Here is a 13,396-nt window from a genome sequence, read left to right on the forward strand (position 1 = left end):
AATTAACCTACTTATTAAAAGAAAAAAACGTTTTACCCCAAAATCTATGAACGTTATAAAGAAACTATTACTCTTATCAATACTATTTATTGGCACTACCTTAGCTGCTCAACAATTACCTCAGTTTACACAGTATATGTACAATACCATATCCGTAAACCCGGCGTATGCTGGTAGTAGGGAAACATTGAATGTAACCCTTTTACATAGAAACCAATGGGCAGGTTTGGAAGGAAATCCAAGAACAAATACCTTGTCTGTACATACTCCTTTAAGAAATGAAAAAATTGGTTTGGGTATATCATACATTAATGATAAACTAGGTTTTGAAAGTACCAATTATATTTACGGGGATTTTTCCTATACCGTTCCTTTTAATAAGAGGGTAAAAATGTCTTTTGGATTAAAAGGAGGGTTTACCAACTACAACCTTAACAACCCAGACAGTAACGACCCCTTTTTCAATTCTAATTTCAATAATTGGAAACCTAATTTTGGCGCGGGTATTTTCATTGGAAGTAATCGCTGGTACACAGGAGTGTCATCACCTAGAATATTAAACACTGATTTGAACGACGGTGAGTTTGAGGCACTGGAGCGAAATAGTTATTATGCCATAGGTGGTGTTGTTTTTGACCTCTCCTATGCAGTGAAATTTAAGCCAACGGCGATTGCCAAGATTACCAATGGCGCTCCGGCCACGTATGATCTAACCGCAAACTTCTTGTTTAACGACAAGTTTTGGGTAGGGGCCTCTTATAGACTTAACGACGCCTCCAATTTTGGTGCATTGTTGGATTACCAGATTACTAAAGATTTTAGGATTGGGTACGCTTATGACCTCCCAACAGGAACTATACGACCTTATACTGGAGGAACTCATGAGATTATTTTAATTTTTGAGCCAGGAAAAAGAAAAACTGGCCCAATGAAATCACCTAGATATTTTTAAAACAAAAAAAGTCCTACATTCAATATGTAGGACTTTTTTTGTTTTAAAAATATACCTTATTCCAAAATACCATCCACAATACCGTATGCAAGAGATTCCTCTGCATTCATCCAATAGTCCCTATCAAAATCCCTAAGTACCTTTTCATAATCCTGACCACAGTTTTCAGCCAACAGGCGGGCACTCAATTCCTTTGTCTTGATAATTTCCTTTGCCTGTATTTCAATATTAGAGGCTTGCCCCCTAGCGCCACCACTTGGCTGGTGTATCATGACCTGTGCATGGGGCTGTATAAAGCGTCGACCTTTTTTACCAACAGATAATAAGATAGAACCCATAGATGCCGCCAAACCTGTACAAATAGTAGAAACAGGACTTTTTAAGGATTTTATAGTATCATACATAGCAAATCCAGAAGTTACGTAACCACCAGGACTATTTATGTAAAGTTGTATTTCTTTATTATTCTGCATATCCAAATACAACAATCTATCAATCACATGTTTAGCGGTATCATCATCTACCATTCCCCATAGAAATACCTTTCTTTCCCCTAACAATTTTTCGTCTATCGCCTCTTGTATCTTTCCTTTTTTAGAACTCATATTTTTAATTTTTAATCTATCTCAAAATTAAGGAATTAATTATGAAACGTATCATTATAAAAATCGACAAAAACAGAACATTAAAAAATTTTTAATCGTCGACCTCAACAGTGGTGCCAACAACTTTTTTAATAGGAACCACTAGCTTACGGGTTTTTGTTTTTACAATCATTGAAATGTTATCAATAGCCTCCACTGTACCTTCTATCTTCCCTATTTTAACCTTATCCCCAACTTCATAGATTTTTCTTGAATAAAATGTACGCAATAAATCACCAACAACCTCTCTTGCCCCTAGACCCAATGCCAAGGCGAAGGCCAATAAAAAAGCTCCCAAAACCAAGGTGAAATTACTGGTTATAATCTGAGTATCCACCCCAGCTTGGTTTAAGGCCGTAATAGATACAAAAAAAGTGATCAGATAAAAAAGAGTACCACTTATCATTTTAGATCCTCCTATCTCAATAGATTCAAATAACTTGAGAGTAGCATTTTTTACCACTGTGGCTAAATAAAGGCCTCCAATAAGTATTAACAAAGCACTTAATAAAGTAGGCAAATAACCAAGTAAGGAGTAAATGGCATCAGAAATGGCATTTAAAGCTAACAATTGTGCCAATACCACAGTGAACATTAAAATCAAAAGTATTTTAACAACGGTTAAAACTAGCTTCAACAAATCTATTTTAAGTTGTTTATCCCCAAAAAGTTTAGCATCGGCTACACGTTGCGAAAGCACATCTATTTTTGCCGCCTTAAGGATCCTTCTTAAAATAAAGAGGATAAGCTTAATTAACAACCACACTAAGATCAAGCCTACAATACCCAAAACAATATGGGGAATCATCTCTGCGGCAGATGCCAGTATACCTCCAAAACTTTCCAATACGGTATCTTTAAGTTCGTTTAGTGTCTTCATGGTTTGTTTATTTATTTTTATTGGTTTTTAAGAGTCCTGCGATAAGTTTGCCATAATTAGAGGTAAACAGTGTTGCCATATCCATAATAAGTTTGGCCAAAGCCACATCATTCATCACTTTTTGACGTAATTCCGGTGGGACATCCTTAAGATCTCCTTGCATTCCCTTAAATGGATTTTTATCCTGTTCTAACATTAGGGTAAGGAATTATAGGCTTCAATTACTCTGGCTTTAGCTCTTTTTAAGCGCATTTTAATGGCACTGTTTCCAAGTTCCATTGTAGTTTCCAGCTCCTTTATTGAAACACCATCCTGGTATTTAAGAAGCAATATTGTTTTATCTTCAACAGGTATCATCTCCATGGCCTGTTTTAATTTTTCTACTTGTAGTTCTAACAAACTCTCATCCGTTACTTCCTGTGATAAGCTATACTCCTCATCACTTAAATCATTGGACCTGTCACTTATTTTTCTACTCTTGTCCCTATTTACGTAATTAACACAAAAATTATATGTGAAGGAATACAACCATGTAGAAAATTTTGATTTTCCCTTGAACGAACCTAATTTCACAAAAACCATTAAGAAAACATCTTGCGTTAGGTCTTCTGCCTCCTTTTGTGATTTGGCAAAACCAAAACACTTATTGTACACCATTTTAGCATAGCGATCATATATTACTCCAAATAACATAGAGTCTCGCTTGGCTGCTATCTTTTCAACAAGCTCCTCATCGGTTATATCCTTATAGGGATCATTAGCTTCCAATTTGGTTTTGAATTGGTTACTTATGATAATAAGACACAGTTTGCGTAAGAAGGTCACTTGTTTATTTTTTTAACAATTGCAAAAATAGGTTAAAGAATTAGTTATTAATATCTTTAGATATAAATCCAGTTTCCATGAAAAACATTTTTAGCTGCCTCCTAATGCTCTTAGTTTTGACAACCAGTTGTAAAACCGATAAAAAAGAGGAAAAACCTAAGCTTGAAAAAGAAAAAACAATCTTGGAAAAAATCGCAACTGCAAACGGATATGAAAATTGGAAAGAGGTGTCCAGTTTAAAATTCACCTTTAATGTTGACCGTGATTCTTCGCATTTTGAACGCACTTGGTTATGGAAACCAAAATCCAACGACGTGGTATTCATGACACATGAAGATACTGTTAGTTACAACAGAAAGACAGTGGATAGCACATTAGCAAAGACAGATGCAAACTTTGTAAATGACAAATATTGGTTTTTGGCACCTTACCAGCTTATTTGGGACAATAAAAGTTTCACCTATGAACATGATAGCATTTCAAACGCGCCAATGACCGACGCTAAAATGCAAAAACTGACTATTGTTTATAACAACGAAGGGGGCTATACACCTGGTGATGCGTATGACTTTTACTTTGAAGATGACTACATCATCAAAGAATGGGTATTTAGAAAATCAAACCAAGAAGAACCTAACATAATCACTAGCTGGGAGGATTATAAAACTTTAAATGGATTACATTTAAGTACAATGCATAAAATGAAAGAGGGCAACTTTATGCTTTATTTCTCTGGTTTAGAGGTAAAATAAACTTTAGTTTTTCGCTCTTTTTTTATAAAGTAAATAGGTAGACCCCAAAATAATTAGGGCAACAAATAACAATACCACAAAACTAATTTTTAACGAATAATTCTCTGCCAAAAAACCCAATATTGGTGGGGCACATAAAAAACCACTATAACCGGCCCCTGCTATAAACGCGACCCCTTTGGAAGATTCGACCCCTTTCACCTTTCCTCCGATCCTAAAGAGCTCTGGTACCATTACCGAAAAACCAAGACCACTTAGCGAAAAACCGATAATAGCCATGTAGGTATTGGTAGTTAACACCATAATGTAGCCTAAAATAGCTAAGCCAGCACCTAATGCCACCATTTTCACAGACCCTATTTTACCACTAATTCCATCTCCCAAGAACCGCCCCAATGTCATCGTTATTTGGAAGCCTAAAAATCCCGCTCCCCATAAGGCTTCAGGTGCGATACTTATTTCCTTTAAATACAATCCACTCCAATCCACTATGGCACCCTCACTACCCATAGCAATAAAAGAAACAATCCCCAGAAGCAACAAAGGTTTAAAGAGTCCAAAACTAAAGGGCTCTTTTTCTATATTTTCTGCGACCTCATGAATGTAATTTTTATAGAATATCACGTTAATCGTAAGTACAATTAATACAACCATAAACATATGCAATACAGGATTGCCCAATGGACCGATTAAAAAACTACCCAATCCTGCCATCACACCTCCTAGACTAAAAAATCCGTGTGAAGCAGACATAAACTTCGCATTATCCTTTTTTTCTAATTCCGTCACCAGTGTATTCATAGAAATATCCGTAAAGCCGTTTGACGCACCAAAAAGGAACAATGCACCCATTAAGGTAAAATAGCCAGGCGCCATAAGCGGAAGCATTGCCGCTACACAACTTAACAAGACACCATACCATGTACACCTGCCAACGCCTATTCTATTTATTATTGATGAGGCAAAAGGAAAGACTGAAAATACCCCAAGGGACAAAAAGAAAATGGCAAAACCTAGCTGCGATTTATCAATCTGTAAGGTTTGCTTTACCGTTGGAATATAAATTGCCCAAGTACCAAAAAGCATATTTAGGCTGGCAAACACCCAAGATGGACCAAAATAACGGGCATTACTTAAAATAAGTCGTAGTGATTTCATTGGTTGTTGGTTGTTGGTTGTTGGTTGTTGGTTGTTGGTTGTTGGTTGTTGGTTGTTGGTTAAACTAAAAAATATCCAATATAACTAATCAATATAAAGATTTTTTACTGCCCACACTCTCCTTATTACTTGGCAATTTAGACCTTTTATTTCAAAATTCCAGCCTTTAAAATTTGTCCAAAACGGTACATATCCTCATACGAACAGTAAAATGGTGCAGGTGCCAAACGGATTACATTGGGTTCCCTCCAGTCTACAATTACTCCGTTTTCCATTAAATGATCAAAAAGCTCCCTGCCTTCTCCATGCAAAAAAACCGAAAGCTGACAACCCCTAGCCTTAGGGGTGATAATCTCAAAACTACTTTCTACCTCGGCATCAATTTCTTTTAGGACAAACTCCAAATAGGATACAATGCTATCCCTTTTTTTTATGAGTGCCTGCATGCCTACCTCCTCAAATAATTCCAATGAGGCCAAATAGGGTGCCATGGCCAATACTGGAGGATTACTGATCTGCCATGCATCGGCATTTTCCATGGGCTCAAAAGTAGGCTTCATTAAAAATCGCTCTTTTTTTTTGGTTCCCCACCAGCCCTCAAACCTTGGTATGTCTTTTTTGTTCAAATGCCTTTCATGTACAAATATTCCCGAGGCGTTTCCAGGACCACTGTTCATGTATTTATAGCTACACCAAGCTGCAAAGTCCGCCCCCCAATCATGTAATTGCAAGGCTATATTTCCAACTGCATGTGCCAAATCCCAACCTACATTGGCACCTGCCTCTTTTCCAGCTTTGGTAATGGTTTCCATATCCATTACTTGACCGTTGTAATAATTTACACCTCCAATAAGTACCAAGGCCAACTCATCACCGACTTCACCAATTTTTTGCAAGATATCCTCGGTTCGCCAAAAATGCTCCCCTTCACGCTTTTTAACCTCAACAATAGCCTCATCACAATTTAGACCATGAAAACGTACCTGACTCTGTATTATGTATTGATCACTGGGAAAAGCCTTTTCCTCACATAGAATTTTAAACCGTTTTTGGGTTGGCGTATAAAAGGAGACCATTAACAAATGTAGGTTAACACTTAGGGTATTCATAACAGTAACTTCATTAGGGCTAGCGCCTACAACTTTAGCCAAGGGAACGGCTAGTTGCTCATGATAATCCCACCAAGGTTTTTCAGAATAAAAGTGACCTTCTACCGCAAGTTCGGCCCAATCTACCATAACATCATCTACAAACTGTTTGGTACGTTTTGGTTGTAACCCAAGGGAATTTCCTGTAAAGTAAATGACATCCCTTCCATTTACTTTTGGAAAATGAAATTTATCACGATAGGCATGTAAAGCATCTTCTTTATCTAGTTCCCGTGCAAAGGATAAGGTATTCTTAAATTCCATTCCATCTTAATTTTAAGTAAAAATACAGTTATAGCAGCAAAGAGAAATTCATTCTTAGACGTATTTTTTTAATCTTCAATTGGTATCCGCATTTCCACTATGTGTTTTTTAAATCCTACTTTTTCATAAGCCCGAATAGCTGCTTGATTATCTTCATATACCGTTAGTCTTATTTCTTTAAATCCATTTTCATGGGACCATTGTATTAGTTTATCAATAATGAGCGCATTTACACCGTTTCCCCTAAATTCAGGCAAGGTGTACATAAAACCCAAATAAGCGTAGTTTTCATGGTTTAAGTATGGCCTTGCTTTCTTCACTAACACATAACCGCTACCAATAATTTTATTTTGACAAACGGCAACCATTACCTTGGCCTTATCATCTAAGAGCATGGCCTGCAAATCATAATACCTAACAGGATCTAGCTTTATGGTTGGGTCAAAGGGACGCTCTGCGCCAATAACACCTTGTTCCATTTGCAACAATATGGGCAAGTCTTTTTCAATGGCAGCTCTCACCCTTATTTCATTAGTCATGACGGTTCCTTTATAAAGCCTTAAAATACTACATAATACCTTATTTTTGCAAAAAGATCCTATGCATTTTTTATCATCTGTAATGGAAAATTATCTTGCCGAAAATTCGCAAGATGAACCACAATTACTTCAAGAACTTACCAGGGAAACACACCTAAAAGTAATTCAACCTAGAATGATCACGGGACATTTTCAAGGCAGGGTGCTAAGTCTACTTTCTAAAATTATCAACCCAAGGTACATTTTAGAAATTGGGACCTATACTGGTTATTCCGCATTGTGCTTGGCAGAAGGCTTACAGAAAAATGGCGAACTACACACAATAGATGTCAATGCGGAATTATTTGCGATGCAACGAAAGTATTTTGACAAAAGTGGTTTTGGAAAGCAGATAATACAGCATACCGGCAATGCGTTGGATCTTATACCAGCTATAGACGTACAGTTTGATCTTATTTTTATTGATGCCGAAAAAAAACAGTACCTCAATTACTTAGAAACTATTCTTCCCAAAACAAGACCAGGCACCGTCATTTTATCAGATAATGTACTATGGTCAGGTAAAGTAGTAGAACCATTGAACCCAAAAGACAAAACCACGAAAGTATTGTTGGATTATAATAAAAAACTAAAGGAACATCCCAAACTAGAAACGGTTTTATTACCTATTCGAGACGGTTTAACCTTAAGTAGGGTACGATAAGAATATGGTATAAACGATAAAATAACCACGCGGAAAATATCCCCACCAGGGCACCAACAATTAGGTCTACTGGAAAATGTACACCTACATAAATCCTGCTCAAAGCAAAAAGTAAGGGCCATATATAAAAAAGACCAACCCATTTAATGTGTTTTCTCAAAAACAAAAAAACAATGGTTGTTATAGAGAAAGAACTGGAAGAATGACCGGAAAAAAAGCTATAGCCTGTAGGACTTCTTAAAATACGTATTACCGTATTTAGACCTTCATCATTATTAGGACGTAAACGGGCAACCGCCTCTTTGGTAAGATCAGTAAGTGTGGTGACGAAAAGCACCATTATTAAAACAGTAAGTATAACAAAAAGGGCCTGTCTATTAGAAAAATTCCGAAAAATTAATACCCCAAAAAAAATGAACAGGGGTATCCAAGTGGTAATTTTGGTAACGGTAGACCAAAAGACATCATATTGTTCTATACCTAGGGCGTTAAGGTAAACAAAAGTATTACGGTCCCATTCTAGAAGCCATTCTAACATAAGGGGCCTACTTTCTTTTTATAGTACCGGAAACATCACCAATTTTCTTACCAATGTCACCAAATTCCGATTTAATGTCTTTTGTAATACCGGTGTCAATACTACTTCTAACATCATCAATATCCTTTTTGATATCTGTGATTATCTTGGTATCTATACCTTGCTTATCGGCACTTCTTTTAATCTCTTGTTTAATATCTTCGGTAGCATCGCGCAATTGTCGCATTCCCTTACCTAGGCCTTTGGCGATTCCTGGAATTTTATCCGCTCCAAACACCATCACCACAATAAACATGATGAAAAAAATCTCAGCCCCGCTTATGAATAAAAAATACGTTGAAATCATACTACAAATATAAACAAGTTTAGATTGCCAATAAAAAAGCCCCGTAAATTTACGGGGCTTTTACAATTAAAAATTGTTAATTATTTTCCTTTGATATTTTCCTTGAACTTATCAAAATCGTTTTGTTCCTCTTTCTTGGGCCAAGAGTTATTGGTAGTATCAATATCTGCGGTCTCTAACTTGGGATCTACAATGATACCTGTTAACTCGCTATTGGAAGAAAGAACCAATTTCACCTCATCATTATTCTTTCTCCATATTTCTGGTGGGTAGGTGATATTTTGCACCGTACCATCAGCATAGGTATATTCTACTATCAATGGCATAGGAAGACCACCCGGCTTGTCATAGGTTACCTCATAGAAAAATTTTGGTTCTTTAACGGCTGCCCTTTCGGCCTCGGTCATGTTATCCATCATAAATTCCTTTAAGGTCTGGGAATTTTCAGATGGCTTCTTACCTTTTAAATTAGGGTCAAAACCTTCTGCATCCTCTTCCTCTAAATATACTAATGGTAGTAAATCTGCCTCAGTAATATTTCGAGCCGCCATATACTCGCGCATTTTTTGGCTGGGCTTATCGCTAACGTAGTATTTTTTAATTCCTTTTACTCCTATATCCACATAATCAGTGGTGTAGAACCATCCTCTCCAATACCAATCTAAATCTACCGCGGAAGCATCTTCCATGGTTCTAAAGAAATCCTCTGGTGTTGGGTGTTTAAACATCCATCTTTTAGCATAGGTCTTAAAGGCATGGTCAAACAACTCCCTACCCATAACCGTCTCACGTAAAATATTTAATGCGGTAGCCGGTTTGCCATAAGCATTTGGCCCCAATTGGTAAACATTTTCTGGATTGGACATGATTGGTGAGATCGTACTTTGGTCTCCACTCATATAAGGTACTATTTTTTCTGGCGCACCTCTTCTTGATGGATATGCATCATTTGGTGCAATGGCTTCTGGGTAGGCTTCCCCAAACTCCTGCTCTGCCATGTATTGCATAAAAGTATCCAAACCTTCATCCATCCAACCCCATTGGCGCTCATCGGAGTTAACTATCATTGGGAAAAAATTATGGCCTACTTCATGAATAATAACACTGATCATGCCATATTTTATCCTGTCAGAGTACGTACCATCCTCATTTGGCCTCCCGTAATTCCAACAAATCATTGGATACTCCATACCTTGATTTTTGGCATGTACAGATATAGCCTTAGGATAAGGGTAATCAAAGGTATGTGATGAATAAGATCTTAATGTATGTGCAACCGCTTTGGTAGAATACTCTTCCCAAAGTGGGTTCCCTTCTTTTGGATACATAGAAACCGCCATTATATCTCGGTTACCTAATTTTACGGCCTGCATATCCCAAATAAACTTTCTGGAAGTGGCAAAACCAAAATCCCTAACATTCTCTGCTTTTAATTTCCAGGTTTTTGTTTTATCGGAAAAACCTTTTTCAGCCGCTTCCGCCTCTGCTTGTGTAACGATAACTACAGGTTTGTCATACGATTTTTTGGCTTGCTCGTAACGCTGCATCATTTCCTTGGAATATACTTCTTTTCTATTCTGAAGTACTCCTGTACCATCTAAAACATGGTCTGCAGGCACGGTAATGTTTACTTCATAATCCCCAAACGGCAAGGCAAACTCGCCACTACCCCAAAATTGGTGGTTTTGCCATCCCTCTACATCACTATAGACTGCCATTCTTGGGAAAAACTGCGCAATTACATACGCCCTGTTACCATCCTTTGGAAAGTACTCAAAACCAGAACGGGCGCGGTTTACCGTGTGATCTGGAATATTATAGTTCCATTTTACAGAAAAAGAATATTTCTCACCACTCTTTAACGGAGAAGGAATATCTACACGCATCATTGTAAAGTTTATGGTATATGGGAGGTTGTTACCCGAGTTATCCTTCACATAATCTATATTAAAACCCCCATCAAATGGTTCACCCATATATTTACTGGCAAAACTTCCTGGCTGTTCTGCCAATGGCACTCCCCCACCATCCCTCAAGGGTGCTTTAGAGTCTTTGGCACGTACATTCTGATCTAACTGAACCCATAGGTACTCTAAATCATCTGGAGAATTGTTGGTATAGGTAATGGTCTCCGTACCAAAAATTTTAGCGTTCTTATCATCTAACATAATATCCATTACATAATCAGCTTGCTGCTGATAATAATCTGGACCTGGCGCACCTGATGCGGAACGATAGGTGTTTGGTGTAGCAAATTCCTCATATAATTGCTTGAACGTGCTTTGGTTGGTGTGGCCTGGTTCCCTTTTTTGTTCCCCTTCTTCTTGTGCAAAAGAAACTGCGGCAAACAAAAATAAAACCGAAGCTAAGGCATACTTTAATCTTATCATTTTTATCATAATTTTATAACACCGAAAAATAAAGTTTTTTAAATAATTTATTAACCTATGTTATAAATTTAACATTCCTTTAGTATCAGACTTCAATAAAACAAAACTTTTTTTCTTTCCTTTTATCTTAAAATGTACTACATTTTGTTGTTCATCGTATAAGTCTGTCAAAAGCTCATTCTCTATAGTTATACTATTAAGTTGGGGCAGGTTTACTTTAGGCACTTCTAAATAGAAGATTATCATATCTGTATCATATTTTTTACCCAATATGTTGTACTTTTTTAACTCCCCATTGGTTGTTACGGTAAATTTGGCCCTTAGGTACTTCTCAAAGTATTCCCTATCTAACTCCGTTTCATTTTTGGTACCCAATTTAGCTTCTATACCATACCGTTCATGAAGTACGGCATTTAAATCGTCTAAAAAAATACGCGTGGTAATCTGCAAGGCATCGTCTTTTTCGGAGTAATCTACATTGGTTACGCTTATGTAAAATTTATGTGCGATGGTAAATGCAAATAAGGGTAACAAAAGTATTAGTATCCCCTTTTTTAATAATCCCATAATTCTTGTGTGTTTTAGTTGCATTAGAGCAAAGTATGTGCCAAAATTATTACTCTAATCCGTTGTTCATTCGATATGCCAAACTTCTTTTTTCCAAATATTCCCAGATTTTAAATAGATCATGCGTGTCTACTACTGATTGAAAGGCACTATCAATTTCGCAAAAATAGAAAAAGTCGTCGGTTTTATTCTCAGGAATCCTTAGTTCGGCCCTATATAGTGAATCGGCATAAAACGCTTGTACCCTCTGGGTTCTACTAAGCAGATTATTACGCGCTATACGCTTCTTGAGCATTTTGGTCCTTCCCGATATTCCGTTTAAAATTGGGTTTAGCGGCAATATTCCACCTCCTGTGGTGGCCTCATATAATTCCCTTTCCGGTTTTGTAGGCACTTTTACATAAGCATTGGGCAGCCCTAAGGTAGAGGCGGTAACCACAGGCGCTGTTTCCAAGGTAGTTACATCCTTTATAATATCACCGGTTAGGTTATAGGGCATAACCACCACCTCGTCCAATTGCTCCAAGGCATCTTCCAACGGCACCATTACCAGTTTACTTTCCAACATAGCCTGGCTCACTACCAATTCTTTCTTTTTAAACTGAATGGCAGAAAAGACCAAAGTATCATTTACCCGTACGGGAATACTAAAAAAACCATTATTATCGGTAATTGTGGCGCGCTGTGTAGTGGTATTCAAGACATGGGTGGCCGCTACATCGCCATCCTTACTATATACCCTGCCTTCCAAATCCTTGACCATGCTATTTTGACCCATTGTAAAAACAGGTGCCAAAAACAATAGCCAAAGGATATTACTCCTCATTCAGTTCTTTGCGAAACGATTTACTAAGGTTTACCAAATTATCTATCAACTGAAACTCATTCTCCTTTTTGAGCAGCGACCTTGTGGGCATACGTTCATCACAATACAATAAGAATGTATTGATCTTGTCTTGTGGAATTTGCAGGTCTACCACAAAAAACTGATCGTCATACACTTGTCGTAATACATCACTCACCAACAATTTAGGCCCTTCCTCTGCGGCTGTATCCTTGGCTTTAAAAATAGCCCTAAAGATATTCGCAAAATTAATACCATCTGTCATTCCCCTCTCAGCTCTGGACAGGGCTATGTTTTCTACTTCCGTACCCCTATCCACTTCATATTCGTATTCTTTAAACTCCTCGTTTTTCACTTGTAAATAACGCTCTTGGTCCTCTGGTGTCACTACCACCTCATCTAGCTCTGTCACCTTTTCGTTTACAGCCACCACCAATCTATTTTTCGCCAATATTTCCGGGGTAATCTTTACCATTTCATACTGGTAATTTACGGCGGTAAACACCAGTTCGTCACCAACTTTTACAGCAATTGCAAACTCGCCATCCTTATTGGTCACCGTAGCCTGTTCGGTAGTGGAGTTGATCACATACTCATTGGCAACACTCACATTCTTGTACAGTACCTCACCACGTAAAAGCACCCTGCCATCATCTTGTGCCATGGCAAAAGTGAGTTGAAAAATAAATATCAGGGAAAGTAAATTTTTGATCATAAGAGTTTGTTCAGGGCATTCCCACCATGTGGAATACAATTAAAAGCATATAAAGAAAATACAAGTTCCCGTCTTAAAAAAAAACGGGCCACTAATCTTTTGTTAATTTCTATAGTATATAATTTGTTGAA

At 37.4% G+C, this 13,396-nt stretch carries 16 protein-coding genes; 3 read left to right on the forward strand and 13 right to left on the reverse strand.

Annotated elements, in window-relative coordinates; translation table 11 throughout:
- The first annotated feature begins 46 nt into the window (after positions 1-46).
- Positions 47-952, forward strand: coding sequence for a PorP/SprF family type IX secretion system membrane protein (locus ACOCEA_RS11135; RefSeq protein ID WP_420756321.1), 906 nt, complete (start codon positions 47-49; stop codon positions 950-952).
- Positions 953-1,008: 56 nt separating this feature from the next.
- Here the strand turns inward: ACOCEA_RS11135 and ACOCEA_RS11140 are convergent, their stop codons facing one another.
- The 4 genes from ACOCEA_RS11140 to ACOCEA_RS11155 form a co-directional block, all read right to left on the reverse strand.
- Positions 1,009-1,557, reverse strand: a complete 549-nt coding sequence (locus ACOCEA_RS11140) for a ClpP family protease (RefSeq protein WP_420756322.1) — start codon at positions 1,555-1,557, stop codon at positions 1,009-1,011.
- A 91-nt stretch (positions 1,558-1,648) separates the two neighbouring features.
- On the reverse strand, positions 1,649-2,476 hold the full coding sequence (locus ACOCEA_RS11145) for a mechanosensitive ion channel family protein (RefSeq protein ID WP_420756323.1): 828 nt from the start codon (positions 2,474-2,476) through the stop codon (positions 1,649-1,651).
- A 7-nt stretch (positions 2,477-2,483) separates the two neighbouring features.
- Positions 2,484-2,672: a hypothetical protein gene (locus ACOCEA_RS11150; RefSeq protein WP_420756324.1), complete on the reverse strand. Its 189-nt coding sequence runs from the start codon at positions 2,670-2,672 to the stop codon at positions 2,484-2,486.
- Complete coding sequence (locus tag ACOCEA_RS11155) at positions 2,672-3,301, reverse strand: RNA polymerase sigma factor (RefSeq protein ID WP_420756325.1); 630 nt, start codon at positions 3,299-3,301, stop codon at positions 2,672-2,674. Before ACOCEA_RS11155 ends, ACOCEA_RS11150 begins: the two co-directional genes overlap by 1 nt.
- Before the next feature lie 77 nt (positions 3,302-3,378).
- Between ACOCEA_RS11155 and ACOCEA_RS11160 the strand changes: the two genes are divergently transcribed.
- Positions 3,379-4,053, forward strand: a complete 675-nt coding sequence (locus tag ACOCEA_RS11160) for a hypothetical protein (protein WP_420756326.1) — start codon at positions 3,379-3,381, stop codon at positions 4,051-4,053.
- A gap of 3 nt (positions 4,054-4,056) precedes the next feature.
- On the opposite strand, the gene ACOCEA_RS11165 is transcribed toward ACOCEA_RS11160, so the two are convergent.
- From ACOCEA_RS11165 to ACOCEA_RS11175, 3 genes are all read right to left on the reverse strand, one after another.
- Entirely contained in the window at positions 4,057-5,211 is a 1,155-nt protein-coding gene (locus tag ACOCEA_RS11165) for an MFS transporter (protein WP_420756327.1), read from the reverse strand.
- Between the two features lie 146 nt (positions 5,212-5,357).
- Positions 5,358-6,623 (reverse strand): kynureninase, encoded by a 1,266-nt coding sequence (gene kynU / locus ACOCEA_RS11170; RefSeq protein ID WP_420756328.1) that lies wholly within the window; start codon positions 6,621-6,623, stop codon positions 5,358-5,360.
- Between the two features lie 68 nt (positions 6,624-6,691).
- On the reverse strand, positions 6,692-7,162 hold the full coding sequence (locus ACOCEA_RS11175; RefSeq protein ID WP_420756329.1) for a GNAT family N-acetyltransferase: 471 nt from the start codon (positions 7,160-7,162) through the stop codon (positions 6,692-6,694).
- Between the two features lie 61 nt (positions 7,163-7,223).
- Between ACOCEA_RS11175 and ACOCEA_RS11180 the strand changes: the two genes are divergently transcribed.
- Positions 7,224-7,865, forward strand: a complete 642-nt coding sequence (locus ACOCEA_RS11180) for an O-methyltransferase (protein ID WP_420756330.1) — start codon at positions 7,224-7,226, stop codon at positions 7,863-7,865.
- On the opposite strand, the gene ACOCEA_RS11185 is transcribed toward ACOCEA_RS11180, so the two are convergent.
- From ACOCEA_RS11185 to ACOCEA_RS11210, 6 genes are all read right to left on the reverse strand, one after another.
- On the reverse strand, positions 7,828-8,403 hold the full coding sequence (locus ACOCEA_RS11185; RefSeq protein ID WP_420756331.1) for a phosphatase PAP2 family protein: 576 nt from the start codon (positions 8,401-8,403) through the stop codon (positions 7,828-7,830). The two genes, ACOCEA_RS11180 and ACOCEA_RS11185, sit on opposite strands and share 38 nt — an antisense overlap.
- Before the next feature lie 7 nt (positions 8,404-8,410).
- A complete protein-coding gene (locus tag ACOCEA_RS11190) occupies positions 8,411-8,749 on the reverse strand; it encodes a Sec-independent protein translocase subunit TatA/TatB (RefSeq protein ID WP_420756332.1) in 339 nt (112 codons plus the stop codon).
- Positions 8,750-8,829: 80 nt separating this feature from the next.
- Positions 8,830-11,139 carry a M1 family metallopeptidase gene (locus ACOCEA_RS11195; RefSeq protein WP_420756333.1) on the reverse strand — a complete coding sequence of 770 codons (2,310 nt, stop codon included), beginning with the start codon at positions 11,137-11,139 and terminating at the stop codon, positions 8,830-8,832.
- A 60-nt stretch (positions 11,140-11,199) separates the two neighbouring features.
- On the reverse strand, positions 11,200-11,706 hold the full coding sequence (locus tag ACOCEA_RS11200) for a DUF6702 family protein (RefSeq protein WP_420756334.1): 507 nt from the start codon (positions 11,704-11,706) through the stop codon (positions 11,200-11,202).
- 49 nt (positions 11,707-11,755) lie between these two features.
- On the reverse strand, positions 11,756-12,532 hold the full coding sequence (locus tag ACOCEA_RS11205; protein ID WP_420756335.1) for a carboxypeptidase-like regulatory domain-containing protein: 777 nt from the start codon (positions 12,530-12,532) through the stop codon (positions 11,756-11,758).
- Complete coding sequence (locus ACOCEA_RS11210) at positions 12,522-13,265, reverse strand: hypothetical protein (protein ID WP_420756336.1); 744 nt, start codon at positions 13,263-13,265, stop codon at positions 12,522-12,524. Before ACOCEA_RS11210 ends, ACOCEA_RS11205 begins: the two co-directional genes overlap by 11 nt.
- Between the last annotated feature and the right edge of the window lie 131 nt (positions 13,266-13,396).

The sequence above is a fragment of the Maribacter luteocoastalis genome (genome assembly GCF_048890225.1).
In the GTDB taxonomy this organism is placed as follows: Bacteria; Bacteroidota; Bacteroidia; order Flavobacteriales; family Flavobacteriaceae; genus Maribacter; species Maribacter luteocoastalis.